We start from the raw sequence: 25,649 nt of genomic DNA, 5'->3' as shown, positions 1-25,649 counted from the left end.
CTTTTTATAGCAAAAAACACGATAAGTCGAACGCGTCTTCCTTACCGTGCTTGATGATGATCGCTATTTAGGGTTTTAAATTCACTAACTCTTCATAAGTCACTGGTGTTTCTTCATAACCATCCACTTCAAAGCCATTTAAATTCAAGAATTCTTTCATGAAGGTATCCCAAGCTGTGAAATCTGTATTGAAGTTATCTTGGTTGATTTGTTCAATTAAAACCTTGGCTTCAGCTTGTACTTCTGGATCTAATTCCCATGAGTCCGGACGCAAACGGCCCTCTTCATCATACTCTGGCTTATCACCAAACAACATGTCACGGAAAATTCGGTCAATATGCATAATTGGCGTTTCATGTTGGCCGCGTGCTTCCATTATTTTATACAACCCTAGACAATAAACTGGGAAGAATGGAATAACTGATGATGCTTTCGTCGTCACTGCTGTTGCTACAACGACAGTCGCTTTTCCGTTGATATCTTTTAAGTCTTCATTGATTAAAGCGGCAGCCTTATCACAGTCCGCTTTAGCGCGGCCTAAAGTTCCCTTATTGTAGTATGACTCGTTTAATTCAGCCCCTAAATAAGAATAAACCACTGTCTCAACACCTTCAGCAAGCACATCTGCTTCCTGTAAGGCATTCATCCACATCCGCCAGTCCTCACCGCCCATTACTTTCACAGTATTTGCGATTTCTTGCTCAGTTGCAGGTTCAAGCACTTGTTCATAGAAGGTTTCCTTTTGTAGGTTGACGTTTGGTCCCACTACTTCTTGGCCGATTGATTTGATTACTGAATTGTAAGTTTCCCCGGTATTTGGGTCTGTACGGCGTCCTGAAGCCAATGAATAAACCACAAAGTCCACTTTTCCACCGAATTCATTCTTGATGAAGTCAATCACTTGGTCCTTCGCTTCGCTAGAGAAGGCATCTGCCATGATATTTTTGGCGATTAGCCCTTCAGCCTCCGCTGCTTGCCGGAAAAAGATATTGTTATACCAACCTGGCTTACCAAGGTTTTTCTCAGATCGTGGTCCCCCACCATGTGAAACTGAAATCGTATCTGCTCCCGCCCCAAAAGCTAGGTTAATCCGGCTAGCCAATCCATAAGAAGATGAGCCCCCTAATACCAAAACTTTCTTTGGTCCTTCAAAGGTCCCTTGGTCTTTAACATATTGAATTTGATTGTTTACTTCTTGCTTCAACCCCATCGGATTCACACTAACAAGGACATTGCCACGCATTTTTGGCTTAAATTCTAAAGTCATATAAGTCTCCTAATATTTACTAATTTCTCATTTTTTGATGATTCATCTTTACATTATATAGTTAAGGAAACTAGTAGTAAAGTTTTACATGATTATATCAAAAATCAAAGTGTTAATGAAAGCTTTTTTGAAAGCAAAAAGGACTGTGGTTTTACCCTACAATCCTCTCTTATCTTATGCGTATTTCGTTACCCAATGGCCGCGTTTCAACCCTAGAAACAACTTATCCTAGAAATCATCGTCATCCAGGTCATCTGCACGTAGACTCAACAAGTTCAGGCATTCTTCCACATCTTCAACGGCCATTTGCCCAGGGGCAGATGACATCCCTTCTACAGTGGCAAAGCTAGCAGCTGATTTGAAGATTTCCCCTGCAATCCGGGTAATCTTGCCTAAACGGCCCATCGACATGGTAATCAAAGGTTGGTCGATTAATGTTGACGCTTGTTGGGTCGCATTCATCAAGGCCAATACGTCCGCTTCATCGTGGGGCATGACGGCCATTTTCACAATATCCGCGTCTGACTGCCCCATCTTTTGTAGACGTTTGACCATATCATTTTCCAAGTGGGTTTTCACAAAATCATGGTAGGAAACGATGACTTTGACTTGGTGTTTGTGGGCGTAAGGAATTAGGTTGTCTAAGATATCCTGGCCGCGCTCAAACTCGATATCGATAGCATCGACAGCCTTGGCTTGGATTAAATACCGGTACATTTCAACATACTGGCTCTTGCCTATAGCTGACTCCCCGCCCTCGCTCAAAGTTCTAAAGGTGGCAAGTAAGGGCTTTTGAATAGAAGTTTTCACCCGTTTACTCAATTCAGCCAACTCTTCCAGCTCGTCGAAATCGTCAAAGTAATCAATCCGCCATTCCACCATATCGCCTGGTTGACGGCGGTAGAAATTGGCACAGTTGATAATATCTACAGCATTATCCTCGGCTAAGGGAATAATCATTTTTGGTCTATCCTCCCCGAACTTCAAGGAAGCAATTTTTACACTCTTCATGTTGGACTCCTTCTGACATCAAGGTAAAATAAAAAAACTCGATACAATTTGATATGTATATTGTATCGAGTTTTTGCCTTTTAAGCTATATAAAATTTGTGACCAAAGATTGAAGAACTTATTCTTGATTCATACCATCATCAAAATTGTCGACCGTCTCTAAAAGTCTTCACCTGGATCTGCATCTAAGTCCACACTTGCACCCATAGGCGTCCCTAAACCAGCTTTATAGTCGCTATAAGCCTTGGAAACCTGCCGGCGGTCTTCTAGTCCTAGGTAATAAACCTCCGCTAAATATAAGCCATGTGCGGCTGCTGTGGGTCCTGCTTCATTCCGGTCTTCAGCTGCTATCAACCGTTTCATCTCATCAACTGGTCTTAACCCGTCACCAATTTGAAGCGTTGTACCCACCAAAATTCGGACCATATTATACAAGAATCCAGACCCTTCAAAGACAAAGGTCAAGGTTTCTGCATCCGGATCAGCCGTCACCTCAGCCCGGTAAATTTCCCGGACAAAGTTGGTCTTATCCGTTTTTGTCGAACAGAAGGACTTAAAATCATGGACGCCGATAATGTCTTTTAAGGCCGTTTGCATACGTGTAACGTCCGTCCGGTAGGGATGGTGGTACATATACTGTCTAGTAAACGGTGACGGAAACTTAGAAGTGTCTACCTTGTAGATGTACTTCTTGCCGTTAGTATGGAACCGAGCGTGGAAATCATCCTCCACCCGCTCAACCTTGGTGATGCGAATAGCATCATCAAGGATTGAATTCAAGGCTCTTAAAACCGCTTCCTCACCGATTTCCGCTGGATAATCAAAATGAATCACTTGGCCAAGGGCATGAACGCCTGAATCGGTCCGGCCTGACCCAACGACAGGAATCGTCTGTCCTTTAGACATGAGCTTTAAGGCTTTTTCAAGGGCCTCTTGTACGGTATGGCCATTTGGTTGAACTTGAAAGCCGACAAAGGGGGTCCCGTCGTATTGCAAGGTTACTTTAAATCTAGGCAAAATGCGCCCTCCTTCTATTGGCTATAAGATAATCATGATAATAGTCAAAACAGCAAGACCGATACTAGCAAGGGTATCTATTCTGCCCCAATGCAATTGACGGTACTTGGTCCGGCCTTCACCGCCCTTGTAACCACGTGCTTCCATGGCAGTGGCTAGGTCATAAGCCCGGTTAAAGGCTGAAATGAATAAGGGAATGAGGACTGGAATAAAGGCTTTCACCCGCTCAAGGATATTCCCTTCTGAAAAGTCCACACCACGTGCCCGCTGTGCGTTCATGATCTTATCCGCTTCTTCAAGTAGGGTCGGGACAAATCGCAAGGCAATCGACAACATCAAGGCAATCTCATGGACTGGCAAAATATTACGAACAGGCTTCAACAAGGCTTCCATGGCATCTGTAATAGCCAGGGGTTGAGTGGTCAAAGTCAATATCGTCGATAGAAAAATAATCAATAGGAAGCGGACAAAAATATAGGCCGCATTAGACAAGCCACCAGTTGTTAAGGCTAGTGGCCCAAATGACCACAGGACGTCCCCGGTGTGGGTAAAGAGAATTTGTAGGGCTACCGTAAAAATAATAATAGCTATCATGGGTTTCAAACCGCGTAAAAATACCCTTAAAGAAATCCCAGTTAAAAAGACTAGACTCGTGACTACCACGATCATAACGATATTGGTCGTGACATTAGTTGCCGCGAATACCAATAGCATCATGACAATCAAGCCCACCAATTTCACCCGTGGGTCCAATTTGTGCATCAAGGAATTACCGGGAATGTACCGGCCAATAATCAATTTATCTTTCATCTATCATTGGCCTCCTTCCTGTGTAATAAGTCCGCTTGACTTGTCGTCGTCATTTTGCCCGGTCGTTAAAGACAAGTTATCAACGATTAAATCAGCTAAAGCATCTACCGTTAATGGCACTTGAGTCGCTGCATTCCATAACTGGCGGTCTAATCTACCTTGTAGATTAAAAGCAAAATCAGCTGCTTCCGGTAAAGCCAGTTGGTGGCTGGCTAACCAAGCAGGGTCCGCAAAGACGTCAGCTGGCGTCCCTTCTTTCACACAAGTCCCACCGTCCATCACAATCACGTGGTTGGCATATGCTGCCACATCTTCCATTTGATGGGTCACTAAAACAATCGTCAACCCTTGGTCTCGGTACAAGCGGTCGAACATAGCCATCATTTCCATCCGACCTTTTGGATCCAGTCCAGCAGTTGGCTCATCTAATACCAGTACTTCCGGTTTCATGGCAATCACCCCAGCAATGGCTACCCTGCGCATTTGCCCACCAGATAACTCAAAAGGTGACCGCTCAAATAAAGTCGGGGCAATCCCCACTGCTGCTAAAGCCGCTTCAGCTTTCTCGCGGGCTGTCGCTTCACCGTCACCAAAATTCATAGGACCGAACATGACATCTTTAATAACAGTTTCTTCAAATAGTTGTCCTTCAGGAAATTGGAAGACCATCCCTACTCGTTGGCGGATTTTCTTCAAGTTTTTTGGCTTAGAGTCAGCTGATACCACCGTCTCACCAATCCGTACTTGGCCTACAGTGGGTTGTACCAAGGCGTTAAGGTGTTGGGTAATGGTAGACTTTCCTGACCCTGTATGGCCAATAATCGCCGTATATGATCCATCTGGAATCATCACGTTAATATCATGCAGGGCTACACTGGCGAACGGTGTCCCAGCACCGTAAGTAAAGCCTACTTGTTCAAATGCGATTTGCATAACCATTCACCCAACCCTTCTTCATCAAAATATGCATCCGGCACAGCCACACCGCGTTTAGCAAGGGCGCTTTTTAGTTGCTCGGAAAAAGGCACATCCAAACCAATCTCAGTTAAATCATTCCCGTAAGTAAAGATTTCAGCTGGCGTCCCCTCTTTAATAATTTGCCCTTCTTTAAAGACAAGCATCCGGTCAGCTTCCGCCGCCTCGTTTAAATCATGGGTAATCGAAATCACAGTCAGGGAATTATCTTGTTTGATATCCGCCACGACTGCCATCAATTCGTCACGCCCTTCGGGATCTAACATTGAAGTCGATTCATCTAAAATAATGATTTTCGGTGCCACAGCAATCACACCCGCAATAGCTACTCGTTGTTTTTGACCACCTGATAAGGCTGCGGGTTCCCTGTCGCGATAGTCCCACATTTTAACCCGTTTCAAGGCAGACTCAACACGGGCATGCATCTCATCAACCGGCATACCCATATTTTCCAAGGCAAAAGCCACATCATCTTCAACCGTTGCCCCAACGAATTGGTTGTCTGGATTTTGAAAGACTAGCCCCACTTGACTCCGGATATCCCATAAGGTCTCCATAGAAAGGACCTTATCGTCCACCTGAATGATTCCTGACTTGGCTTCTAGTAAGCCCACTAATAATTTTGAAAAGGTCGATTTCCCCGACCCATTATGGCCAATAATTGCTAGCCATTCACCTTCATAGATAGTCGTTGATAGGCCATCTATAGCTAATTTCTCGTCTGATTGACTATATTGAAAAGACAAATCTTGAACCTGAATAATCGGTTTCGCCATCTTGTTCCCTCGCTCACTTAATATATTTAAAAAAAACTCCTCCAACGTTACTTGGAAGAGTTTGTCAAAGAAGCCCAAGTCCAGCTAGACTTGCATCGCCGTCTCGTTCATCCTGCTATACGCTTCTTCCATCCTGACTGTAACAGTCGGTACTAGAATTCCACTAGTTCAATCACCTGCTTTACCTGGTAATTCGCGGACTTTACCGCCGATCGGGACTCGCACCCTGCCCTGAAGACATTTCATTTGTTTTTCACTTAGTTTAGTCTACACAAATCCACCAGTAAAAGCAATGATTAGATGTCAAGACACCTTGTTTATGCCTTTGTACCATCCCCAAGATCATTAGGATGAATCACCATTTCCGTATAAGGATAATCACCGATAATTTGAGATACCGGACAACGTTCTTCTGCCTCATAGACAATAGCTTCCGCCTGATCACGTGGTAAATCGAGATAGACATCTACTTTAAAATCAAAATAAGTAATGGTCGTTTCCTGGTTTAATTTATAATCCACTTGAACGACCACTTCACTGGTCATACCCTTGATACCGTGTCGGTCTAAAGCAATTTCGATGGTCGCATTCAAACACGTAGCCCATGATAAGGCAATCAATTGTTCTGGGTTCGTCCCAGGCTCATTCGCTTTCAAAGGACTTGACGTTTGAACCCGCAGCTCATTCTCCCCTTCAACCCAGGCCGTTCCCTTAAGTCCTTGATCATTATGCACCCGTGTCGTATAAAACAATTTATCCTCAGCCATATGCGCATTGCCTCCATCCTCTTGATAACGCTCTAATATGGGTCATTATACCCTTAATTTCCAACACAAAAAAGGCAATTGCACTCAAATCCGCAATTGCCTTTTCACCGAATGATTCATTTATATATGGAAATTTTATTTTTTCAAGACTTCGTACATACCGTTGGTGATAAACTGCAACCACACTTGGCCTCCGTCTGGATTAAAGTGGACCCCGTCTTGGCTCAACCAAGTGGACGCTTCTTCGTGGTTGCTGTAGAATTCATGCCAATCCAGTAAATATACTGAATCACTATTGTCACTAGCTGCTTCAGCTAAAGTTTTGTTGACATCAGATGCCCAAGGACGGTCGACATGGGTATTGACTAGAAAAATGGTCTTATCCCGGCCAATCTCATCTAAGAAGTCAGACAATTGAGCTGACGTAAAGCCACCATTCGCACCTAGGTCAACCAAAACGACATCTTTTAGCATACCCTGTGCTTCTAAGCTAGCTGGATAGCCAATTAAGGTATATAACTGGCGACCAACCGCCGCGTCAACAATAGCATTAGGATACAAGGTGTACAAACCCTCTGATTCGCCCACCATGAGGGAGTCACCAATAAAGGTTACCGGTAATTGGTAGGCAAAGCGGGCTTGTTCATCAGGAATCCCTTCATAAAATCCTAGCGACGCCTCACTTAAACTGTCTTTATAGGTTGACAGACTAGCGTCAGCTTGCTTCTCTTGTTCAGCCCGTTGCTTGTTCAATTCCTCAATCTTCTTAGCCTGTTCAGCTGCTTGCTCCTCCTCTACTGTCACATTGTCTGCTGGTTTAGATACTGCCACAGCACTCACGCCTCCAAGGAAAACGAGGGCAAATGCAATGAATAAAATGCGGGTCAACCAGGGTGCTGGCTCTTTAAACAAGTTGCGAACCTTGGTAAAAAGATGGACAGATTGGTCGTTACGGACTTCATTGAAGACCGGCACCGGCCATCTTTTTTCCTCTAGTAAGGCATAAGACAAGCAGGATAGGATAATGATCAAAATGACTTGCGGCCAGATACTATTGGTAAACCAATTCTGACTGGTTGGTACCATATGGAACAACACATTGATTGGGTAATACCATAAATACATATGGAATGTACGTTGACCAAGCCAACGCAAGGGTTTAAATTTCAATAGAAAACCAACCCAAGATCCCTGGTAGGTCAATAGGGCAATGGTCACAGCTGCTAGGAAATTATAACCGAACATCCCACCATAGTAGGTGAATGTCGCTGCATCAAGCATGTGAAGCATCCCATAAGTGAGTATAGCCAATAAGCCTAGCAATACCACATCAACAATAAAGTGGTGAAAGCGACCAATACGATTCTTCAACCAAGAAGCCATTTGTTCCATATCTAACAATTGGGCAGCAGCCCCACCAAAAGCGATAGAGAAGAATCTAGTATCCGTGCCGTAGTAAACTCGTGATGGGTCTTCACCAGGTGTGAAGATTATCGCCATTAAAATGCCTGACAAAAGCGCGGTACCAAGCATGACTAGACCCGACTGCCATTTGGTCTTGGTGAAACGTCGACTAGCTTTGAAGAATAGTGGCCAAATCACCATAAATTGCATATAAACGGCAATATACCAATAATGTGTTGTTAGTGACGGGTGTAGCATATTCGCAAAATAGGATGACCCAGATAATATTTGATGCCAATTATTGACGAATAACAAGGATGTTGTTAGATTAATGCCAATATTGACTAATAGTTGTTGCCTAAATAGTAGTAAATAAGTCAGACCTACCATTGTAATAATGACCATAGGCCACCATACTTTACGTATGCGACCCCAGGTTTTCTTAAAATAAGACTCCTGGATACCTGCTTTATATTTACTCTCCATTTGACTGGTCACTAAATACCCCGAAAGTACGAGAAAAATGTCCACCCCTAAGAAACCACCCGAAACACGGTGGGTTAGATAGTGGTATAAAATAATACCCAACATCGCTAAGAATCGAATTGTATCAAACTGTGTAAAGTAGTTTTTCTTCATTACCCTCGCCTCTCTAAATTGCCAAGCACGCAGTTGACACTGCTCGAGACAATTCACGCAAATATAATACATATATTATATCGGTAGTATGGGAAAATGAGAACATTAATTTTGAGATTTCCCAACATCCTGCCGACTAATACCACCCAAAAACCCAAAAAAGTGGTTGAGCCCTATCCCCAACCACTTTAGAAAATAAAAAAGCATATATGCTACCAAACACCTGTTGGTTAAACAACACATATGCCGAACCAATTTTTCACCTAAATGAATTGGCCTTGATTTATTCATAAGACTTATGGATATATTCCACTCCTAGCGAACTTCATCACGCTAGGAGTAGATAGAGCTAGACTCGGTTATACAAGGTATAACCACCATCATGACACTCCGTTTTATACATCACTAAAAGTTTATATTAAACTAATTCAAGAATAACCATTGGTGCAGCATCGCCACGACGAGGTTCAGTTTTTAAGATACGAGTGTATCCACCTTGACGTTCAGCGTAACGAGGACCAAGATCGTTGAATAATTTTTGTAAAGCAGACTCGATAACGATGTCTTCACCTTCAGCGCGAACATCGGCGATTTCGTTACGAACAAATTGGTTCGCTTGACGACGAGCAGCTAAATCTCCACGTTTACCTAAAGTAATCATTTTTTCAGCTGTACGACGGATTTCTTTCGCACGAGTTTCTGTTGTAGTAATACGTTCATTGATAATTAAATCAGTAGTTAAGTCACGTAACATAGCTTTACGTTGAGAGCTAGTACGACCTAATTTACGGTAACCCATTGTCAGTATCCTCCTTTATGATTTATTAATCTTCTTGACGTAAAGATAAGTCAAGAGCAGCTAGCTTGTTTTTAACCTCTTCAAGAGACTTACGACCTAAGTTACGTACTTTCATCATTTCTGGTTCAGACTTGTTAGTCAATTCTTCAACAGTATTGATGCCTGCACGTTTTAGACAGTTGTATGAACGAACTGATAAGTCTAGTTCTTCAATAGTCATTTCAAGCATTTTTTCTTTTTGTGTTTCTTCTTTTTCGACCATAACTTCAACTTGACGAGCTTCGTCTGTTAAGTTAACGAATACTTCCAAGTGTTCTGTCATGATTTTTGCCGCTAAGCTTAATGCTTCTTCGGGTGAAATTGTACCATCAGTCCAAATATCCATAGTTAATTTATCGTATTCGTTGATTTCTCCGATACGAGTATTTTCAACTTGATAGTTTACTTTGGAAATTGGTGTGTAGATAGAATCCACTGGGATTTCGCCAATTGGCATTGAATCCACTTTATTATTTTCTGAGCGTACAAAACCACGACCGTTTTTAACATTCATAATCATGTGGAAACGAGCGCCTTCTGCAAGCGTACAGATATGTAAGTCTGGATTCATAACATCGAAATCAGCATCGGCAATAATATCAGCAGCTGTTACGTCAGCTGGACCTGTGATGTCAATTTCTACTTGTTTTTCTTCTACGTCATACAATTTCAATGATAATTGTTTTACGTTCAACACAATCTCAGTAACGTCTTCACGTACACCTGGGACTGTTGAGTATTCATGCAAAACATCGTCAATTTGGATTGATGTAACTGCTGTACCTGGTAGTGAGGACAACAAGATACGACGTAATGAATTACCTAGGGTTGTTCCATAGCCGCGTTCTAATGGTTCTACAACGAATTTACCAAATTTACTATCGTCGTTAATTTCAATTGTCTCAATATTTGGCTTTTCAATTTCGATCATATCGACAAATTACCCCTTTCAAAACATGAGAAAATGTATCATCGCATATCCAAGTTCATCAATCGATTAAACACGACGACGTTTTGGAGGACGGCAACCATTATGAGGAATAGGTGTTACATCGCGAATAGCAGTAACTTCTAAACCTGCTGCTTGTAAAGCACGGATAGCTGATTCACGACCTGAACCAGGACCTTTTACTGAAACTTCAACAGATTTCATACCGTGATCCATAGCAGCTTTTGTAGCTGTTTCTGAAGCCATTTGAGCAGCGTAAGGAGTAGATTTACGAGAACCTTTAAATCCTAAAGCACCTGCAGATGACCAAGAAATTGCATTACCATGCTCATCAGTAATCATAACGATAGTATTGTTAAATGTAGAGTGGATGTGTGCCACACCTGTTTCGACATTTTTCTTCACACGACGTTTGCGTGAAACTGGACGTTTAGCCATAGTGTAATTAACCTCCTTTTAGATTATTTTTTCTTACCTTGAATTGCGACAGCTTTACCTTTACGCGTACGTGCGTTGTTCTTAGTGTTTTGACCACGAACTGGTAAACCACGACGATGACGGATGCCACGGTATGAACCGATTTCTTGTAGACGTTTGATGTCTAAAGCACGTTCACGACGTAAGTCACCTTCAACTTTAATTGTATCTACTGCTGCACGTAAACGATCTAACTCATCGTTAGTTAAGTCACGTACACGAGTATCTTCTGAAATTCCAGCTTGCGCTAAGATTTTTTGAGAAGTCGTTTTACCGATACCATAGATGTATGTTAAGGCAATAACGATACGTTTCTCACGTGGAATATCTACTCCTGCTATACGAGCCATATACGAAAACCCTCCTTTTTATTTGTCTTTAATTAGCCTTGGCGTTGTTTATGTTTTGGATTAGAACAAATAACCATAACTTTACCGTTACGGCGAATAACTTTACAATGTTCGCACATTGGTTTAACAGATGCTCTTACTTTCACAGTTATACCTCCTCGATTATATATCTCTACATTACTTGAATCGGTAGGTGATACGACCTTTCGTCAAGTCATATGGAGACATCTCAACTTTTACACGGTCACCTGGTAAAATACGAATGTAGTTTACACGCATTTTTCCTGAAATATGCGCCATAACTTCATAACCATTTTCCAATTGGACCTTAAACATAGCATTAGGTAATGTTTCAGTCACAGTACCTTCAATTTCGATCATATCTTCTTTTGACAAAGTTTTTCCTCCTAATGGTGGTTGTTTCGTTTAATCACTAATTGATTATAGGATAGAAATACGAAATGTTCAGTCAACCCGAATATCTTACCATAATTAGCGACTTAAAGCAACAAATATTATTTATCTAAAATCTTTTGGATCTCAGCGTAAACATTGTCAATACCGATATCACCAGGAATGCGATAAAGCTTACCTTCACCTTCATAGAAGTCTAAAATTGGTTGTTGTTGTTCTTGATTAACTCTTAATCTGTTTTCAACAACTTCAGGTTTATCGTCTTCACGTTGGTAGAAATCATGGCTTCCGCAAACATCGCATACGCCGTCTACTTTTGGTTTGTTCAAAACTTTGTGGTATGTTGCGCCACAGTTACGACAAATGATTCGTCCTGATAAACGTTCTTTCAACGTTTCTACTGGCACATCTAAGTAGATAACTGCATCAATGTCGCGATCTAAGCGAGTCATGATACCGCCAAGTTCTTTAGCTTGCGCTTCAGTTCTTGGAAAACCGTCTAACATAAAGCCAGCTTGTGTATCTTCTTTTTGAAGTCTTTCTTCAACAATACCATTCGTTACTTCATCAGGAACTAATGCCCCATCATCCATGAATGATTTAGCTTTTTTTCCTAATTCAGTTCCTTCAGCGATTGCTGATCTAAACATATCTCCAGTAGAAATATGTGGAAAATTGTAATCTTCAACGATTTTAGCTGCTTGAGTACCTTTACCGGCACCAGGCAAGCCCATTAAAATAATATTCATAATTATCCTCCCCAAGCACGTTACGCATTAGTCTTTTTTATCATGAATAAAGCCAACGTATTGACGTTTAATTGTACGTCCTTCAATTTGTTTTGCTGTGTCTAAAGCAACACCAACAACGATTAGTAAGCTTGTACCCCCTAAAGCAATTGATTGTGGCATATCAAAGAAGTATGCCCCTAGTAAAGGTAGAACTGCTACACCCATCAAGAATAGTGAGCCAACTGTACTTAAACGATTTAACATTTTTTGTAAATATTCTTTAGTTGCTAAACCTGGACGGATACTTGGAATATAACCACCAGCTTTTTGCAAGTTTTCTGCAGCACGTTCAGGGTTAATCTGAATATGCGCATAGAAGAATGTGAACAAAATAATGACAATTGCGTAAATAGCGATACCCGCTGGTTTTTCCAAATTAAAGATTGTTGACAATACTTGATACCAAGAAACATCACTATAATCAGCGGCAAATAATCCGAGTACCGTTTGTGGCACCATTATCAATGATGACGCGAAGATAACGGGAATAACACCTGCTGAGTTAATCTTTAATGGTAAATGAGACTTTTGCGATGCCGAATTCGCACGTTTGGAATAACGTACGGGGATTTGACGTTCCGCTTGACTCATGAAAATGACGAACATAATTAATAGGATAAATACAAGAACAAATAGTCCTGCATAAATCATTTGTTGATTTAATTCACTGCTAGTAGCATCTACAATGTTACTTTGATAGTAAGTCGTTAACTCTGAAGGGATTTGCGCTAGAATACCAGCAAAGATAATGATTGAAGTACCATTACCAATTCCATATTCAGTGATTTGCTCACCAATCCAGACAACAAACATAGATCCAGCAGTCATGAATAAAGCAATCAATAAGTAAGTTACAAAACCTGGATTATCAATTAATCCTAGCGATGACAATGAATTAAATCCTATTGAAATAGCTAAAGCTTGAAAAAAGCCAATTGCTACTGCAAAGTATCTAGTCCATCGATTTAACTTACGACGACCAACTTCACCCTGTTTAGACCACTCTGTAAATGAAGGTATAATCTCCATCTGCAATAGTTGAATAATAATTGATGCGGTTATATACGGTGAAACACCCAATGAAAAGATGGAGTAGCTCGAAAGTGCTCCCCCACCAAGAGTGTTTAGTAGGCTGAATAAACCAGATTCAGCTAACCCTTGAATTCCTGCAGCATTCACGCCCGGGACAGTTATGCTAGCCCCGATACGGAATACAATCAACATGATTGCTGTGAATGCCACGCGGCTTCTAATATCCTTATCCTGAAATCCATTTTTCAGTATTTGAAACATTAGATCACCTCGATTGAACCCCCAGCGGCCTCAATAGCTTCTTTAGCTGATGCTGAGAATTTAGCTGCTTTAACGGTTAGTTTGCGTTCTAATTCACCATTACCTAAAACTTTGATACCAGATTTTTCTTTTTTAACTAAGCCTGCTTCGATTAAGTCAGCAGCGGCTACAACAGCACCATCTTCAAATACGTTTAAGTCATCAAGATTGATGATCGCATATTCTTTACGGTTGATGTTTGTAAAACCACGTTTTGGAATACGACGGAACAATGGAGTTTGTCCACCTTCGAAACCTAAACGTACACCACCACCTGAACGAGCTTTTTGACCTTTTTGTCCACGTTTTGATAGTTTACCCCAACCAGAACTTGCACCACGACCTACACGGTGACGTGTGTGACGAGATCCTTCTGAAGGTTGTAATTCATGTAATTTCATCCTGTTAGGCACCTCCTATTCTAGATTATGCTTCTTCAACAACTACTAAGTGAGCAATTTTAGTAATCATACCGTTGATTGCTTCGTTACGAGTTTTAACAACTGTTTTACCAACTTTTGTTAAACCTAATGCTTGAGCTGTTTTAATTTGGTCTTGAGGACGTCCAATTAAACTGCGTTTTAAAGTAATTTTTACTTCAGTCATTCGAATTTCCTCCTTAACCTAATAATTCTTCCACAGATTTACCGCGTAATGCAGCTACATCTTCTGGAGATTTTAATGATTTAATCGCTTCTAAAGTAGCACGTACGATGTTGATTGGCGAGTTAGAACCTAGTGATTTAGAAGTAATATCTGAGATACCACCTAATTCGACTACGGCACGAACTGGACCACCAGCAGCAATACCTGAACCGGCTTGAGCTGGTTTAAGTAATACGTGTCCACCGTTAAATTTACCGATAACTTCATGAGGAACAGTTGATCCTGCACGAGGTATAGTAATTAAGTTTTTCTTACCATCTTCAACCGCTTTGCGGATTGCTTCCGGTACTTCGGCAGCTTTACCAGTACCTAGACCAACATGGCCATTTCTATCACCGACAACAACAACGGCACCGAAGTTCATACGACGTCCACCTTTAACGGTTTTAGCAACACGGTTAATGGCAACAACGCGTTCTTCAAGGTCGTTTTCGTTAATGTTTAATTCTTGAAATGTGTTTGTCATGTTCTTGGCTTCCTCCTTTTCCTAAAATTCTAAGCCGTTTTCACGAGCTGCATCTGCTAAAGCTTGTACACGTCCGTGATATTGGTAGCCACCACGGTCAAATTTTACAACTTTAACGCCTGCTGCTACACCGCGTTCAGCGATAGCTTTACCAACTAATGCTGCACTCTCGGTTTTAGTTGCGGCTGATAATGTTTCTTCGTTTGTAGAGGCACTCGCTACAGTAACACCCGCTACGTCATCAATTAATTGAGCGTAGATGTGTTTGTTAGAACGGAATACGTTCAAGCGTGGGCACTCTGCTGTTCCAGAAATGTTGCGACGAACACGCGCGTGGCGTTTTTGACGTAATTTATTTTTATCTGGTTTGCTGATCAAAATAGTCACCTCTTTGTTAGATTTGTAAGGATGACCTCATCATCCTTATTTTATAAATAATTTGGATACAAGTAAAAGGAAATAATTGTAAAGAATTACAATTATTTACCAGTTTTACCTTCTTTACGACGAATGTATTCGCCAACGTAGTGAATACCTTTACCTTTGTATGGTTCTGGTAAACGAGTTGAACGGATATTCGCTGCTAATTCACCAACAACTTCTTTGTTGATACCTTTGATGTTGATTGTAGTGTTAGTTGGCACTTCGATTTCGATGCCTTCTGGTGCTACGAACTCAACAGGGTGAGATAAACCAACATTGATAGTTAATTTGTTACCTGCTAATTGTGCACGGTAACCAACACCAGTCATTTCAAGTTTCTTCTCGAATCCTTCAGAAACACCAACAACCATGTTGTTTACTAATGCACGAGTAGTTCCGTGGATAGAACGTACTTCTTTGTGGTCATTCGGACGAGTGAAAGTAATTTCTTTCTCCCCGATTTGAATATCAATTACAGGGTTGAACTCACGTGATAATTCGCCTTTAGGGCCTTTAACAGTGATAGTTGAACCAGCTTTTTCTACGGTTACGTTACTAGGAATCTCGATAATTTTATTACCAATACGACTCATTCTAGACTGCACCTGCCTTTCAATTTTGTTTTTTAATTTTTGTTATTTATTACCAAACGTAAGCTAAAACTTCGCCACCGATGTTTTTAGCACGAGCTGCTTTATCAGTGATAACACCTTCAGATGTTGAAACTAATGCAGTACCTAAGCCGTTTAAAACTTTAGGAATTTGATCACTTTTCGCGTATACACGTAAACCTGGTTTAGAGATACGTTTTAAGTTTGTGATTACTCGTTGGTTATCGCTTGTGTATTTCATGAATACACGGATAACGTTTTGTTTATCATCTTCGATGATTTCGTAATCTTTGATATATCCTTCTTCTTTAAGGATAGCAGCAATATTTTCTTTGATTTTTGATGATGGACTTTCGAATGATTCGTGGCGCACCATGTTGGCGTTACGAATACGAGTTAAAAAGTCCGCAATTGGATCAGTCATGACCATTACGAGTACACCCTCCTTTACTTAATTACCAGAAATTTACCAGCTTGCTTTTTTGACTCCAGGAATTTCCCCTTTATAGGCAAGTTCACGAAGGCAAATACGGCATAATTTAAATTTACGGTAAACTGAATGTGGGCGTCCACAACGTTCACAACGAGTATATTCTTGAGTAGAATATTTAGCTGGTTTCTTGTTCTTTTCGATCATTGATTTTTTTGCCAAATTACTCACGCCTCCTTCAAGACTTTATTATTTTTGGAATGGCATTCCTAGTTGAGTTAATAATTCTAATGATTCTTCGTCTGAATCAGCAGTTGTAACAATTACGATGTCCATACCACGTACTTTAGATACTTTATCAAAGTCGATTTCTGGGAAGATCAATTGTTCACGGATACCTAATGTGTAGTTACCACGTCCATCGAATGAGCGGTTGCTGATACCACGGAAGTCACGTACACGAGGTAGTGAAACTGTTACTAATTTGTCGAAGAATTCATACATACGTTCGCCACGTAAAGTAACTTTAGTACCGATTGGCATACCTTCACGTAAACGGAAACCAGCGATTGATTTCTTAGCAGTTGTAATAACTGGTTTTTGACCAGCGATTAATGTTAATTCTTCAACAGCGTTTTCTAAGTTTTTCGCGTTAGATACTGCATCACCAACACCCATGTTGATAACGATTTTATCTAATTTAGGTGCTTGCATGATTGAGCTATAGTTAAATTTTTCAATCATTGATGGTACTACTTCATTTTTATATTTTTCTTGTAAACGATTAGCCATTATTCAGCGTCCTCCTCTCCTGATACTGCTTCAGCGATTACTTCGCCTGATTTTTTCGCTACGCGAACACGTTTACCATCTTGTTCTTGGTAACCTACACGTGTCGCTTCGCCTGTTTTAGGGTCTACTAGTTGAACGTTAGATACATGAATAGGTGCTTCAACTTCGATGATACCGCCTTGGGGGTTCATTTGAGTTGGACGTTGATGTTTTTTAACGATGTTAACACCTTCAACAACAACTTTGTCAGCTTTTGGCAAAGCTTGTTTTACACGACCTTGTTTGCCTTTGTCTTTACCGGCAATAACGATAACTGTGTCATTTGCTTTTACTTTCATTTAAACGGGCACCTCCTTATTTTCTTCAGATTTTAGATTACTTCTGGAGCTAATGAAATAATACGCATATAGTTGTTGTCACGTAATTCACGTGCAACTGGACCAAAGATACGTGTTCCACGAGGAGATTTATCGTCACGAATAATTACACATGCATTTTCGTCGAATTTGATGTATGAACCATCTGGACGACGAACGCCGCTCTTAGTACGAACGATAACTGCTTTAACTACATCACCTTTTTTGACAACTCCACCTGGTGTTGCATTTTTAACAGTTGCCACGATAACATCACCAATGTTTGCAGTTTTACGGCCAGATCCGCCTAATACTTTAATTGTTAGGACTTCACGTGCGCCTGAGTTATCTGCTACTTTTAAACGAGTTTCTGATTGAATCATTTATAGAGTACCTCCTTCCAGTTGTTATTAGATAATGATTGATTCTTCAACGATTTCAACAAGACGGAAGTATTTGTCTTTTGATAATGGACGAGTTTCCGCGATGCGGACGATGTCACCCATTTTTGCTGAATTGTTTTCATCATGTGCTTTGTATTTCTTAGAATATTTGATACGTTTACCATATGTTGGATGGAATTTGAAAGTATCAACTTGGACTGTGATTGTTTTCTCCATTTTGTCAGAAACAACACGGCCTTGTAACACTTTACGGTTATTACGTTCTTCCATGGACAGGTTTCCTCCTTTACTGAATTTTCTTACGCTTCTTGATTACGTAACGCAGTTTTAACACGCGCGATATCTTTACGAACAGCTTTAATACGAGCTGTGTTTTCTAATTGACCAGTTGCCAATTGGAATCGTAAGTTGAATAATTCTTGACGATATTCTTGTTCTTTAGCAGTAAGTTCAGCAGTGGAAAGATCTTTAATATCTGTAAATTTAGTCATTAGATTCACCACCAATTTCACGTTTTACGATTTTAGTACGAATAGGTAATTTGTGAGATGCTAAACGCAATGCTTCTTTAGCTACTTCTTCTGGAACGCCGGCAACTTCAAATAAGATTTTACCGCGTTTTACTGGAGATACCCAACCTTCTGGAGCACCTTTACCAGAACCCATACGAACACCAATTGCTTTAGCTGTATAAGATTTATGTGGGAAGATTTTAATCCATACTTTCCCACCACGTTTCATGTAACGTGTCATGGCAATACGAGATGCTTCAATTTGACGGTTAGTGATCCATGCTGAATCTAATGCTTGCAAACCGAATTCACCGTATGCAATTTCTTTTCCGCCTTTAGCTTCGCCACGCATTTTACCACGGAATTCACGTCTGTGTTTTACACGTTTAGGTACTAACATGTTTTAAGCCTCCCCTTGAATATTTTTTGTTGGAAGGATTTCACCACGGCATACCCATGTTTTGATACCGATCTTACCGTAAGTAGTGTCGGCTTCTTCCCATGAGTAGTCGATGTCCGCACGCAATGTATGCAATGGAACTGTTCCTTCTACTTGAGTTTCTGAACGCGCCATGTCGGCACCATTCAAACGACCTGAGATTTGAACTTTGATACCTTTAGCTCCTGATTTCATTGTGCGTTGGATTGCTTGTTTTTGCGCACGACGGAAAGCTACACGGTTTTCTAATTGTTGAGCGATTGACTCACCAACTAATTTAGCGTCTAATTCAGGTTTTTTAATTTCTACAATGTTGATGTGTACTTTTTTACCTGTACGGTTGTTTAAAGTTTTACGTAATGCGTCAACTTCAGAACCACCTTTACCGATAACCATACCTGGTTTAGCAGTGTGGATGTTTACGTTCACTTTGTTTGCAGCACGTTCAATTTCAACTTGAGATACAGAAGCATCTTTTAATGTTTCAGCGATGTATTCGCGGATATGTAAGTCTTCGTGTAAAGTATCTGCAAAGTCTTTTTCTGCATACCAACGAGCGTCCCAATCTTTGATGACGCCGATACGCATACCGATAGGATTAATCTTTTGTCCCATTAATTATGCCTCCTCTGCTGTTTTTACTACCACTGTAATGTGGCTTGTACGTTTGTTGATTCTAGAAGCTGAACCTTTCGCACGTGGACGGAAACGTTTCATCGTTGGTCCTTCGTTTACGAATGCTTCGCTTACTACTAAGTTAGCTGGCTCTAAGCCAAAGTTGTGTTCTGCGTTTGCAATTGCAGACATTAACACTTTCTCTACAGCAGGAGATGCTGAACGAGGAGTGTTTTTTAAGATTGCAATAGCTTCACCGACAGTTTTGTTGCGGATTAAGTCAACAACTAAACGTGCTTTACGAGCAGAAACGCGAACTGTGTTTGCAGTTGCTTTTGCAGATGTAATTTGTTCTGCCATTCTTTATTTCCTCCTCTCAGATTAACGACGAGTTGTCTTGTCGTCAGCGCCATGTCCTTTGTATGTACGAGTTGGTACGAATTCACCTAATTTGTGACCTACCATATCTTCTTGGATAAAAACTGGTACATGTTTGCGGCCATCGTATACAGCAATTGTTAACCCAACAAAGTTAGGGAAAATTGTTGAACGGCGTGACCATGTTTTGATTACTTGTTTCTTTTGTGCGTCTTGTTGTGCAACCACTTTTTTCATTAAATGGTCATCACAAAAAGGTCCTTTTTTCAAGCTACGGCTCATATTTATTTGGCTCCCTTCGCTATCCTATTTAATGTGATTACTTAGAGTTACGACGACGTACAATTAATTTATTGCTACGTGCGTTCTTATCACGAGTCTTAATACCACGTGCAGGTTTACCCCATGGAGTCATTGGACTTGGACGTCCGACTGGAGCTTTACCTTCACCACCACCGTGAGGGTGATCGTTAGGGTTCATTACAGAACCACGAACAGTTGGACGTTTACCAGCCCAACGAGAGCGTCCTGCTTTACCTACGTTGATTAAGCTGTGTTGTTCGTTACCAACAACACCAATTGTTGCACGACAAGTACCCAAGATCATACGAACTTCACCAGAAGTTAATTTGATCAATACGTATTTGTCTTCTTTACCTAACACTTGAGCGCTAGCACCAGCAGAGCGAACTAATTGTCCACCTTTACCAGGTTTAGTTTCAATGTTATGTACTAAAGTACCAACTGGGATGTTTTTCAATGGTAATGCATTACCCACTTTGATATCTGCTGCTTCACCAGAAGAAATACGAGCACCAACTTGTAAACCTTTAGGTGCGATGATGTAAGTTTTAATACCATCTGTATAGTGGATTAATGCAATATTAGCTGAACGGTTTGGATCGTACTCAATAGCTTTCACTACACCTTCAACGTTATCTTTATTACGTTTGAAATCGATGATACGGTAAGCTTGTTTGTGTCCACCACCGTGATGACGAACTGTAATGCGACCGTTGTTGTTACGACCAGCACGTTTGTTTTGTGATTCTAACAATGATTTTTCAGGAGTTGTTTTTGTGATTTCTGAGAAATCTGAACCTGACATGTTACGACGACCGTTAGTCGTTGCTTTATATGTTTTTATCGCCACGTGAATTTCCTCCTATCTTAATTATTCTGCTTCGTTTCCGAAGATTTCGATTGATTGACCTTCAGCGATGGTTACGATTGCTTTACGGCGTTTACGTGTATAACCAGCAAAACGTCCCATACGTTTTAATTTACCGCGAACGTTCATGATGTTTACGTTTTTTACGTCTACGTTGAACAATTCTTCGATTGCTTGTTTAACTTCTGTTTTATTCGCTTTAACAGCTACTTCAAAAGTGTATTTGTTTTCGTCCATTTTCAACATTGATTCTTCAGTGATGATTGGGCGAATGATTACGTCGTGTGCCAACATTATGCTAGTACCTCCTCTACGTTAGAAAGTGCTGCTTTTGTAATGATGACTTTTTCAGAGTTAACTAAGTCGAATACGTTAACGTTGTTTTCATCAACTACTTTTACGTTTGGTAAGTTACGAGCTGATAATTGTGCGTTGTCGTTGTCTTTATTGATTACAACTAAAACTTTATTTTCAACTTGTAAGTTATTCAACACTTCTTGGAATAATTTAGTTTTTGGTGTTTCGAATGCTAATTCATCAACAACGATGAAGTTGTTTTCTGCTACCTTATTAGATAATGCAGAGCGTAAAGCTAAACGACGAACTTTACGAGGTAATTTGTAAGCATATGAACGAGGTGTTGGTCCGAATGCACGGCCACCGCCTACCCATTGTGGAGAGCGGATTGAACCTTGACGAGCACGACCTGTACCTTTTTGACGCCATGGTTTACGTCCACCACCGCTAACTTCTGAACGTCCTTTAACTTTGTGAGTACCTTGACGTAATGAAGCTTGTTGCATAATAACTACATCGTAGATTGCATTTTCATTTGGTTCAATTGCGAAGATTTCATCGTTTAATGTAATTTCGCCAGCTTGTGAACCGTCTTGTTTAAATAATGTAATGTTTGCCATGAAACTGTTCCTCCTTCCTGGTATTATTCAGCAGATTTAACTGCAGATTTGATTGTTACCATAGATTTTTTAGCACCTGGAACGTTACCTTTGATTAAGATGACGTTGCGCTCTGCATCTACTTTAACGATTTCTAGGTTTTGGATAGTAATTTGCGTACCACCAGTTTGTCCTGGTAAGTTTTTACCTTTGAATACTTTAGAAGCATCCGACGCCATACCCATTGAACCTGGGCTGCGGTGGTAATGAGAACCATGTGACATAGGTCCACGTGATTGGCCATGACGCTTGATAGCACCTTGGAATCCTTTACCTTTTGAAGTACCCGTAACATCAACGATGTCTCCTGCTTGGAAGATATCAACCTTGATTTCTGATCCAACTTCGTAATCTCCTAGCTCAACATCTTTGAATTCTTTAATGAAGCGCTTAGGAGTAGTTTCTGCTTTTGCTACATGACCTTTGTGAGGTTTGTTTGCCAACACTTCACGTTTGTCGTCAAAACCAACTTGAATAGCTTCGTAGCCATCAGTTTCGTTTGTTTTAGCTTGTAAAACAACGTTTGGTTGTGCTTCGATAACTGTAACTGGTACTAATTCACCAGTCTCTGTAAAGAATTGTGTCATACCTACTTTTTTTCCTAAGATTCCTTTAGTCATGAGTACACCTCCGTATAATTTTTTATTTAATAATTGGGTTAACTAATTTATTGCGATGATTCTGGAATTATAATTTAATTTCGATGTCTACGCCTGATGGTAAATCTAATTTCATTAACGCATCAACAGTTTTTGGTGTTGGGTTAACGATGTCGATTAAACGTTTGTGCGTACGCATTTCGAATTGTTCACGTGAATCCTTGTATTTGTGTGTTGCACGGATTACTGTGAATAATGAGCGTTCAGTAGGCAATGGAATTGGACCTGATACTTCTGCTCCTGTACGTTGTGCAGTATCAACAATTTTAGCTGCTGATTGATCTAATGCACGGTGTTCGTAAGCTTTTAAACGAATACGAATTTTTTGTTTTGCCATGACTTTTTCCTCCTCGTCATATTTTAAATTTGACTTGCTCCGTATGAATTACCGGCCACCCTTATGGCAATGCTACCGGGTGTGTCGCAACCTCATACATCACTGCTTATTGATGTATCAACGTTTTCACGTAAATACTGTGGTTCCGTATAAAACGGCACCCAATTAGTATACAAAATTAAACTAGGCAGTGCAAGCTTTTTCTGGTCTTTTTTTTAAAAAAATCCTTATTTCTCGCCATTTCTTTATGAAAGGCCTTTTTTTGACCATTATTGCCAACGTTGCCTAGTGTATCATTTTGAAATATTTTACAAGGCGGTTGCCGTTTCTTAGCAACGCGCCCTACTGTGTCATTTTTCAACAGGTATATTATACATGTTTTATCGCATACTGCCATACTTTTTCGATGACATTTTGATTAAATTTTGCTTTGGTGGTATCAGGATTGACGATAAAGCGATCAATGGGGTTGTCTTTGGCTAAAACCATCAAGGCAATCTGCTTAAAAGTTACTTGCTGGACCGAGACATTATCTGCTTTAGATGCATATTGGCTAGCTTGATTTTTATCCGTGAAAGTCACAAGCTCCCGTTGGCCTTTTTCTTTATCGTAGGTTAACCAGATACTTTTATCGACTGGTGTCCCTTCTTGTTGGATAGCGTATAAGTTAGCGGTCGCCATCGTGGTCAACATAGCCAGTGTGGTTAACGGGTTTGGATCTGCCTTATATGCAGTCAATACTTCTATTAAACTTTGCTTGCCGAATTGTTGCGTCATTAAATCTTGCCTCCTTTTCATTTTTCTTCTATATAATAACTATATAATCATTGTTCATTATCATCAGCTATTTGATGTGTTGGGTAATAATTTTCTCCCCTTTAGCTTATAGTCAGCTATTCCAGACCAGCCTTTTTCGAAATACCGATTTCTTCTATAGTATAGCAAATTTATGCTTGCGGTGTTTATTGTAACAAATGACTGTGCGAAAATCATATAACACCACTTGGAACAAACATTTTTCCCTATCATACGCGATAGCTTATAACTTGCGAAATTTTTTTGACAGTGATTGTTAAATGCCTACAAATTGCGTATGATTAGCCTATAAAAAGGATTTCATATCATTGGAGGAAACAGTTATGACGAATGGTTTCTTAGTTTTACAAACTGACTTTGGTTTGGGTGACGGTGCGGTAGCAGCAATGTACGGGGTGGCTTACACAGTAGACCCAGCTTTAATAATAGCTAATTTAACCCACGAGATTCCAACTTACGATATTTTCGCCGCTTCATACCGTCTATTACAAACCATTAAATACTGGCCAGCAAATACAGTCTTCGTTTCTGTAGTCGATCCTGGTGTAGGTTCTGCACGTAAATCTGTTGTAGCGAAAACCAACTCAGGTCACTATATTGTAACGCCTGACAACGGCACCTTAACCCACCTGGCTGAACACATCGGCTTAGAATCTGTGAAGGAAATCGATGAGATTAAAAACCGGTTACCCCATTCTGAAGAATCACACACCTTCCATGGACGTGATGTTTACGTTTATAACGGCGCTAAATTAGCCCAAGACGCATCTTACTATGATGAATTGAAAAATGACATCCCTATTGATACGGTGACTAGTTTCGAACTTGGCGATTTGCGTTTAGCCGACAACACGATATACGGAACTATCGATATACTAGACATCCGATTCGGTTCGTTATGGACGAATATCCCGTCAACAATGTTAAAAGAAGCGGGCATCCAAAACGGTGACACCATTTCAGTCACGATTTACCATAACGGCATTAAACATTATCAAAACCATATCTTGTTCGGTCATTCATTCGCTGATGTACCCGTTGGCGAACCAGTTGGTTATATCAACTCATTATTGAATTTAGGTGTAGCTATCAACCAACAAAACTTCTCTGAGACATACGGTGTAGGTACTGGTGTGGATTGGAATATTGAAATTACTAAAATTTAATTGCTAGGCTTGTATCCGAACGCATACACAAGTGCTATTATATAAAAGAAACAAATGAGGAGAATCCATTATGAAGAATAATCAAACATCTATTACAACTTTAGTGGCTATTGGTATTGGGGCAGCTGTCTTCTTTATTCTAGGTCGCTTTCTATCAATCCCTACTGGTGTGCCAAATACCTCTATTGAAACTACTTACCCATTCTTAGCTTTAATGGCTACTATCTTTGGACCATTTGCCGGTCTATTCATTGGTTTAATCGGTCACGCTATCAAAGACCTATTAACATACGGTTTGTGGTGGTCATGGGTACTAACATCTGGTTTTGCTGGTTATGGTTTTGGTATCGTAGGTCGTCGTTTAAAAGTAAACGAAGGTATTTTTACACTGAAAAATGCAATTCAATTCAATATTGGTCAAGTTATCGTGAACGTGTTATCTTGGGTTGTCATTGCACCAGTCTTAGACATTTTAATTTATTCTGAACCTGCCAACAAAGTTTTCTTACAAGGTGGTGTTTCTGCACTTGTTAACGCATTATCTGTTGGTATTATTGGTACATTGTTACTTAAAGGATATGCTTCTACACGTACGAAATCAGGAAGTTTGCGTAAAGAGCAATAATAGAAAGTAG

The 25,649-nt window shown here is 40.4% G+C and carries 40 protein-coding genes and 1 riboswitch; of the genes, 2 read left to right on the top strand and 38 right to left on the bottom strand.

Annotated features, from left to right (window positions below):
- Nucleotides 1-67 precede the first annotated feature (67 nt).
- The 38 genes from fabV to B2V22_RS01540 form a co-directional block, all read right to left on the bottom strand.
- On the bottom strand, nt 68-1,267 hold the full coding sequence (gene fabV, locus B2V22_RS01725; RefSeq protein WP_290490031.1) for an enoyl-ACP reductase FabV: 1,200 nt from the start codon (nt 1,265-1,267) through the stop codon (nt 68-70).
- Between the two features lie 228 nt (nt 1,268-1,495).
- Nucleotides 1,496-2,278: a type I 3-dehydroquinate dehydratase gene (gene aroD / locus B2V22_RS01720; protein ID WP_290490030.1), complete on the bottom strand. Its 783-nt coding sequence runs from the start codon at nt 2,276-2,278 to the stop codon at nt 1,496-1,498.
- A gap of 159 nt (nt 2,279-2,437) precedes the next feature.
- Nucleotides 2,438-3,295 carry a tRNA pseudouridine(38-40) synthase TruA gene (truA, locus tag B2V22_RS01715; RefSeq protein ID WP_290490029.1) on the bottom strand — a complete coding sequence of 286 codons (858 nt, stop codon included), beginning with the start codon at nt 3,293-3,295 and terminating at the stop codon, nt 2,438-2,440.
- A 21-nt stretch (nt 3,296-3,316) separates the two neighbouring features.
- On the bottom strand, nt 3,317-4,105 hold the full coding sequence (locus B2V22_RS01710) for an energy-coupling factor transporter transmembrane component T family protein (RefSeq protein WP_290490028.1): 789 nt from the start codon (nt 4,103-4,105) through the stop codon (nt 3,317-3,319).
- 3 nt (nt 4,106-4,108) lie between these two features.
- Entirely contained in the window at nt 4,109-5,038 is a 930-nt protein-coding gene (locus tag B2V22_RS01705; protein ID WP_290490075.1) for an energy-coupling factor ABC transporter ATP-binding protein, read from the bottom strand.
- Nucleotides 5,014-5,856: an energy-coupling factor ABC transporter ATP-binding protein gene (locus tag B2V22_RS01700; RefSeq protein WP_290490027.1), complete on the bottom strand. Its 843-nt coding sequence runs from the start codon at nt 5,854-5,856 to the stop codon at nt 5,014-5,016. The genes B2V22_RS01705 and B2V22_RS01700 overlap by 25 nt, the downstream gene beginning before the upstream one ends.
- Nucleotides 5,857-5,973: 117 nt before the next feature.
- Nucleotides 5,974-6,099, bottom strand: a riboswitch (FMN riboswitch).
- A 74-nt stretch (nt 6,100-6,173) separates the two neighbouring features.
- Entirely contained in the window at nt 6,174-6,623 is a 450-nt protein-coding gene (locus B2V22_RS01695; protein ID WP_290490026.1) for an OsmC family protein, read from the bottom strand.
- Between the two features lie 135 nt (nt 6,624-6,758).
- Entirely contained in the window at nt 6,759-8,666 is a 1,908-nt protein-coding gene (locus B2V22_RS01690; RefSeq protein ID WP_290490025.1) for an acyltransferase family protein, read from the bottom strand.
- 418 nt (nt 8,667-9,084) lie between these two features.
- Nucleotides 9,085-9,465, bottom strand: coding sequence for a 50S ribosomal protein L17 (gene rplQ / locus B2V22_RS01685; protein WP_004262615.1), 381 nt, complete (start codon nt 9,463-9,465; stop codon nt 9,085-9,087).
- Nucleotides 9,466-9,490: 25 nt separating this feature from the next.
- A complete protein-coding gene (locus tag B2V22_RS01680) occupies nt 9,491-10,435 on the bottom strand; it encodes a DNA-directed RNA polymerase subunit alpha (protein ID WP_004262612.1) in 945 nt (314 codons plus the stop codon).
- 66 nt (nt 10,436-10,501) lie between these two features.
- Nucleotides 10,502-10,891: a 30S ribosomal protein S11 gene (gene rpsK / locus B2V22_RS01675; RefSeq protein WP_004262610.1), complete on the bottom strand. Its 390-nt coding sequence runs from the start codon at nt 10,889-10,891 to the stop codon at nt 10,502-10,504.
- A 23-nt stretch (nt 10,892-10,914) separates the two neighbouring features.
- Nucleotides 10,915-11,280, bottom strand: coding sequence for a 30S ribosomal protein S13 (rpsM, locus tag B2V22_RS01670; protein WP_290490024.1), 366 nt, complete (start codon nt 11,278-11,280; stop codon nt 10,915-10,917).
- Nucleotides 11,281-11,312: 32 nt separating this feature from the next.
- Nucleotides 11,313-11,426, bottom strand: coding sequence for a 50S ribosomal protein L36 (gene rpmJ / locus B2V22_RS01665; RefSeq protein ID WP_004262605.1), 114 nt, complete (start codon nt 11,424-11,426; stop codon nt 11,313-11,315).
- A gap of 31 nt (nt 11,427-11,457) precedes the next feature.
- Nucleotides 11,458-11,676 (bottom strand): translation initiation factor IF-1, encoded by a 219-nt coding sequence (gene infA / locus B2V22_RS01660; protein WP_290490023.1) that lies wholly within the window; start codon nt 11,674-11,676, stop codon nt 11,458-11,460.
- Between the two features lie 119 nt (nt 11,677-11,795).
- Nucleotides 11,796-12,443: an adenylate kinase gene (locus B2V22_RS01655; protein ID WP_290490022.1), complete on the bottom strand. Its 648-nt coding sequence runs from the start codon at nt 12,441-12,443 to the stop codon at nt 11,796-11,798.
- A gap of 27 nt (nt 12,444-12,470) precedes the next feature.
- Complete coding sequence (gene secY / locus B2V22_RS01650) at nt 12,471-13,778, bottom strand: preprotein translocase subunit SecY (RefSeq protein ID WP_290490021.1); 1,308 nt, start codon at nt 13,776-13,778, stop codon at nt 12,471-12,473.
- Nucleotides 13,778-14,218, bottom strand: a complete 441-nt coding sequence (rplO, locus tag B2V22_RS01645; protein ID WP_004262601.1) for a 50S ribosomal protein L15 — start codon at nt 14,216-14,218, stop codon at nt 13,778-13,780. Before rplO ends, secY begins: the two co-directional genes overlap by 1 nt.
- Before the next feature lie 25 nt (nt 14,219-14,243).
- A complete protein-coding gene (gene rpmD / locus B2V22_RS01640; RefSeq protein WP_004262600.1) occupies nt 14,244-14,423 on the bottom strand; it encodes a 50S ribosomal protein L30 in 180 nt (59 codons plus the stop codon).
- Nucleotides 14,424-14,436: 13 nt separating this feature from the next.
- Complete coding sequence (gene rpsE / locus B2V22_RS01635) at nt 14,437-14,949, bottom strand: 30S ribosomal protein S5 (protein ID WP_290490020.1); 513 nt, start codon at nt 14,947-14,949, stop codon at nt 14,437-14,439.
- Nucleotides 14,950-14,970: 21 nt separating this feature from the next.
- Nucleotides 14,971-15,336, bottom strand: coding sequence for a 50S ribosomal protein L18 (rplR, locus tag B2V22_RS01630; RefSeq protein ID WP_016896568.1), 366 nt, complete (start codon nt 15,334-15,336; stop codon nt 14,971-14,973).
- A 92-nt stretch (nt 15,337-15,428) separates the two neighbouring features.
- Complete coding sequence (gene rplF / locus B2V22_RS01625; RefSeq protein ID WP_290490019.1) at nt 15,429-15,965, bottom strand: 50S ribosomal protein L6; 537 nt, start codon at nt 15,963-15,965, stop codon at nt 15,429-15,431.
- Between the two features lie 49 nt (nt 15,966-16,014).
- Complete coding sequence (gene rpsH / locus B2V22_RS01620; protein ID WP_026465792.1) at nt 16,015-16,413, bottom strand: 30S ribosomal protein S8; 399 nt, start codon at nt 16,411-16,413, stop codon at nt 16,015-16,017.
- Nucleotides 16,414-16,449: 36 nt separating this feature from the next.
- Nucleotides 16,450-16,635: a type Z 30S ribosomal protein S14 gene (locus tag B2V22_RS01615; RefSeq protein WP_004262592.1), complete on the bottom strand. Its 186-nt coding sequence runs from the start codon at nt 16,633-16,635 to the stop codon at nt 16,450-16,452.
- A gap of 27 nt (nt 16,636-16,662) precedes the next feature.
- Nucleotides 16,663-17,205, bottom strand: coding sequence for a 50S ribosomal protein L5 (gene rplE / locus B2V22_RS01610; RefSeq protein WP_290490018.1), 543 nt, complete (start codon nt 17,203-17,205; stop codon nt 16,663-16,665).
- Nucleotides 17,205-17,543: a 50S ribosomal protein L24 gene (gene rplX, locus B2V22_RS01605; protein WP_004262586.1), complete on the bottom strand. Its 339-nt coding sequence runs from the start codon at nt 17,541-17,543 to the stop codon at nt 17,205-17,207. Before rplX ends, rplE begins: the two co-directional genes overlap by 1 nt.
- A gap of 32 nt (nt 17,544-17,575) precedes the next feature.
- The gene (gene rplN, locus B2V22_RS01600; RefSeq protein ID WP_004262575.1) at nt 17,576-17,944 is read right to left on the bottom strand and encodes a 50S ribosomal protein L14; all 369 of its coding nucleotides are present in this window, start codon (nt 17,942-17,944) and stop codon (nt 17,576-17,578) included.
- A gap of 27 nt (nt 17,945-17,971) precedes the next feature.
- Nucleotides 17,972-18,235, bottom strand: coding sequence for a 30S ribosomal protein S17 (rpsQ, locus tag B2V22_RS01595; protein WP_004262572.1), 264 nt, complete (start codon nt 18,233-18,235; stop codon nt 17,972-17,974).
- Nucleotides 18,236-18,264: 29 nt separating this feature from the next.
- Nucleotides 18,265-18,456, bottom strand: coding sequence for a 50S ribosomal protein L29 (rpmC, locus tag B2V22_RS01590; protein ID WP_004262569.1), 192 nt, complete (start codon nt 18,454-18,456; stop codon nt 18,265-18,267).
- Nucleotides 18,449-18,877 (bottom strand): 50S ribosomal protein L16, encoded by a 429-nt coding sequence (gene rplP / locus B2V22_RS01585; protein ID WP_004262566.1) that lies wholly within the window; start codon nt 18,875-18,877, stop codon nt 18,449-18,451. The genes rpmC and rplP overlap by 8 nt, the downstream gene beginning before the upstream one ends.
- Before the next feature lie 3 nt (nt 18,878-18,880).
- The gene (rpsC, locus tag B2V22_RS01580; RefSeq protein WP_004262563.1) at nt 18,881-19,531 is read right to left on the bottom strand and encodes a 30S ribosomal protein S3; all 651 of its coding nucleotides are present in this window, start codon (nt 19,529-19,531) and stop codon (nt 18,881-18,883) included.
- A 3-nt stretch (nt 19,532-19,534) separates the two neighbouring features.
- A complete protein-coding gene (gene rplV / locus B2V22_RS01575) occupies nt 19,535-19,891 on the bottom strand; it encodes a 50S ribosomal protein L22 (protein ID WP_004262560.1) in 357 nt (118 codons plus the stop codon).
- A 21-nt stretch (nt 19,892-19,912) separates the two neighbouring features.
- A complete protein-coding gene (gene rpsS, locus B2V22_RS01570) occupies nt 19,913-20,191 on the bottom strand; it encodes a 30S ribosomal protein S19 (protein ID WP_016896564.1) in 279 nt (92 codons plus the stop codon).
- A gap of 37 nt (nt 20,192-20,228) precedes the next feature.
- Complete coding sequence (gene rplB, locus B2V22_RS01565) at nt 20,229-21,062, bottom strand: 50S ribosomal protein L2 (protein ID WP_290490017.1); 834 nt, start codon at nt 21,060-21,062, stop codon at nt 20,229-20,231.
- A 21-nt stretch (nt 21,063-21,083) separates the two neighbouring features.
- Complete coding sequence (gene rplW / locus B2V22_RS01560) at nt 21,084-21,374, bottom strand: 50S ribosomal protein L23 (protein WP_004262545.1); 291 nt, start codon at nt 21,372-21,374, stop codon at nt 21,084-21,086.
- Nucleotides 21,374-21,997 carry a 50S ribosomal protein L4 gene (gene rplD / locus B2V22_RS01555; RefSeq protein ID WP_259799851.1) on the bottom strand — a complete coding sequence of 208 codons (624 nt, stop codon included), beginning with the start codon at nt 21,995-21,997 and terminating at the stop codon, nt 21,374-21,376. The genes rplW and rplD overlap by 1 nt, the downstream gene beginning before the upstream one ends.
- A gap of 23 nt (nt 21,998-22,020) precedes the next feature.
- Nucleotides 22,021-22,656, bottom strand: a complete 636-nt coding sequence (gene rplC / locus B2V22_RS01550; RefSeq protein WP_083068057.1) for a 50S ribosomal protein L3 — start codon at nt 22,654-22,656, stop codon at nt 22,021-22,023.
- Nucleotides 22,657-22,723: 67 nt separating this feature from the next.
- The gene (rpsJ, locus tag B2V22_RS01545) at nt 22,724-23,032 is read right to left on the bottom strand and encodes a 30S ribosomal protein S10 (RefSeq protein ID WP_016896561.1); all 309 of its coding nucleotides are present in this window, start codon (nt 23,030-23,032) and stop codon (nt 22,724-22,726) included.
- 369 nt (nt 23,033-23,401) lie between these two features.
- Nucleotides 23,402-23,809, bottom strand: coding sequence for an SseB family protein (locus tag B2V22_RS01540; protein WP_290490016.1), 408 nt, complete (start codon nt 23,807-23,809; stop codon nt 23,402-23,404).
- Nucleotides 23,810-24,171: 362 nt separating this feature from the next.
- Between B2V22_RS01540 and B2V22_RS01535 the strand changes: the two genes are divergently transcribed.
- Nucleotides 24,172-25,014: an SAM hydrolase/SAM-dependent halogenase family protein gene (locus B2V22_RS01535; RefSeq protein ID WP_290490015.1), complete on the top strand. Its 843-nt coding sequence runs from the start codon at nt 24,172-24,174 to the stop codon at nt 25,012-25,014.
- A 70-nt stretch (nt 25,015-25,084) separates the two neighbouring features.
- Nucleotides 25,085-25,639, top strand: a complete 555-nt coding sequence (locus B2V22_RS01530) for an ECF-type riboflavin transporter substrate-binding protein (RefSeq protein WP_290490014.1) — start codon at nt 25,085-25,087, stop codon at nt 25,637-25,639.
- Nucleotides 25,640-25,649 lie beyond the last annotated feature (10 nt).

It is taken from the genome of Aerococcus sp. UBA6277 (assembly GCF_002440555.1).
Lineage (GTDB): Bacteria > Bacillota > Bacilli > Lactobacillales > Aerococcaceae > Aerococcus.
This window is presented reverse-complemented; position numbering and strand designations above follow the sequence as displayed.

Excerpts from the sequence above, each read along its gene's own strand:
- rpsJ (WP_016896561.1), bottom strand. The coding sequence starts at position 23,032 with ATGGCAAAACAAAAAATTCGTATTCGTTTAAAAGCTTACGAACACCGT.
- rpsM (WP_290490024.1), bottom strand. The coding sequence starts at position 11,280 with ATGGCTCGTATAGCAGGAGTAGATATTCCACGTGAGAAACGTATCGTT.
- B2V22_RS01705 (WP_290490075.1), bottom strand. The coding sequence starts at position 5,038 with ATGCAAATCGCATTTGAACAAGTAGGCTTTACTTACGGTGCTGGGACA.
- B2V22_RS01530 (WP_290490014.1), top strand. The coding sequence starts at position 25,085 with ATGAAGAATAATCAAACATCTATTACAACTTTAGTGGCTATTGGTATT.
- secY (WP_290490021.1), bottom strand. The coding sequence starts at position 13,778 with ATGTTTCAAATACTGAAAAATGGATTTCAGGATAAGGATATTAGAAGC.
- rplN (WP_004262575.1), bottom strand. The coding sequence starts at position 17,944 with ATGATTCAATCAGAAACTCGTTTAAAAGTAGCAGATAACTCAGGCGCA.
- rpmC (WP_004262569.1), bottom strand. The coding sequence starts at position 18,456 with ATGACTAAATTTACAGATATTAAAGATCTTTCCACTGCTGAACTTACT.
- rpsK (WP_004262610.1), bottom strand. The coding sequence starts at position 10,891 with ATGGCTAAACGTCCAGTTTCACGCAAACGTCGTGTGAAGAAAAATGTC.
- fabV (WP_290490031.1), bottom strand. The coding sequence starts at position 1,267 with ATGACTTTAGAATTTAAGCCAAAAATGCGTGGCAATGTCCTTGTTAGT.
- rpsC (WP_004262563.1), bottom strand. The coding sequence starts at position 19,531 with ATGGGACAAAAGATTAATCCTATCGGTATGCGTATCGGCGTCATCAAA.
- B2V22_RS01680 (WP_004262612.1), bottom strand. The coding sequence starts at position 10,435 with ATGATCGAAATTGAAAAGCCAAATATTGAGACAATTGAAATTAACGAC.
- rplP (WP_004262566.1), bottom strand. The coding sequence starts at position 18,877 with ATGTTAGTACCTAAACGTGTAAAACACAGACGTGAATTCCGTGGTAAA.
- rpsE (WP_290490020.1), bottom strand. The coding sequence starts at position 14,949 with ATGACAAACACATTTCAAGAATTAAACATTAACGAAAACGACCTTGAA.
- B2V22_RS01655 (WP_290490022.1), bottom strand. The coding sequence starts at position 12,443 with ATGAATATTATTTTAATGGGCTTGCCTGGTGCCGGTAAAGGTACTCAA.
- rplV (WP_004262560.1), bottom strand. The coding sequence starts at position 19,891 with ATGGCAGAACAAATTACATCTGCAAAAGCAACTGCAAACACAGTTCGC.
- B2V22_RS01710 (WP_290490028.1), bottom strand. The coding sequence starts at position 4,105 with ATGAAAGATAAATTGATTATTGGCCGGTACATTCCCGGTAATTCCTTG.
- rplO (WP_004262601.1), bottom strand. The coding sequence starts at position 14,218 with ATGAAATTACATGAATTACAACCTTCAGAAGGATCTCGTCACACACGT.
- rplF (WP_290490019.1), bottom strand. The coding sequence starts at position 15,965 with ATGAGTCGTATTGGTAATAAAATTATCGAGATTCCTAGTAACGTAACC.
- B2V22_RS01695 (WP_290490026.1), bottom strand. The coding sequence starts at position 6,623 with ATGGCTGAGGATAAATTGTTTTATACGACACGGGTGCATAATGATCAA.
- aroD (WP_290490030.1), bottom strand. The coding sequence starts at position 2,278 with ATGAAGAGTGTAAAAATTGCTTCCTTGAAGTTCGGGGAGGATAGACCA.
- rpmD (WP_004262600.1), bottom strand. The coding sequence starts at position 14,423 with ATGACTGAAGTAAAAATTACTTTAAAACGCAGTTTAATTGGACGTCCT.
- rplE (WP_290490018.1), bottom strand. The coding sequence starts at position 17,205 with ATGGCTAATCGTTTACAAGAAAAATATAAAAATGAAGTAGTACCATCA.
- rpsS (WP_016896564.1), bottom strand. The coding sequence starts at position 20,191 with ATGAGCCGTAGCTTGAAAAAAGGACCTTTTTGTGATGACCATTTAATG.
- rpsH (WP_026465792.1), bottom strand. The coding sequence starts at position 16,413 with ATGGTCATGACTGATCCAATTGCGGACTTTTTAACTCGTATTCGTAAC.
- B2V22_RS01690 (WP_290490025.1), bottom strand. The coding sequence starts at position 8,666 with ATGAAGAAAAACTACTTTACACAGTTTGATACAATTCGATTCTTAGCG.
- B2V22_RS01535 (WP_290490015.1), top strand. The coding sequence starts at position 24,172 with ATGACGAATGGTTTCTTAGTTTTACAAACTGACTTTGGTTTGGGTGAC.
- rplQ (WP_004262615.1), bottom strand. The coding sequence starts at position 9,465 with ATGGGTTACCGTAAATTAGGTCGTACTAGCTCTCAACGTAAAGCTATG.
- rplW (WP_004262545.1), bottom strand. The coding sequence starts at position 21,374 with ATGTTGGCACACGACGTAATCATTCGCCCAATCATCACTGAAGAATCA.
- rplX (WP_004262586.1), bottom strand. The coding sequence starts at position 17,543 with ATGAAAGTAAAAGCAAATGACACAGTTATCGTTATTGCCGGTAAAGAC.
- rpsQ (WP_004262572.1), bottom strand. The coding sequence starts at position 18,235 with ATGGAAGAACGTAATAACCGTAAAGTGTTACAAGGCCGTGTTGTTTCT.
- rplD (WP_259799851.1), bottom strand. The coding sequence starts at position 21,997 with ATGGCAAACATTACATTATTTAAACAAGACGGTTCACAAGCTGGCGAA.
- B2V22_RS01700 (WP_290490027.1), bottom strand. The coding sequence starts at position 5,856 with ATGGCGAAACCGATTATTCAGGTTCAAGATTTGTCTTTTCAATATAGT.
- B2V22_RS01540 (WP_290490016.1), bottom strand. The coding sequence starts at position 23,809 with ATGACGCAACAATTCGGCAAGCAAAGTTTAATAGAAGTATTGACTGCA.
- rplC (WP_083068057.1), bottom strand. The coding sequence starts at position 22,656 with ATGACTAAAGGAATCTTAGGAAAAAAAGTAGGTATGACACAATTCTTT.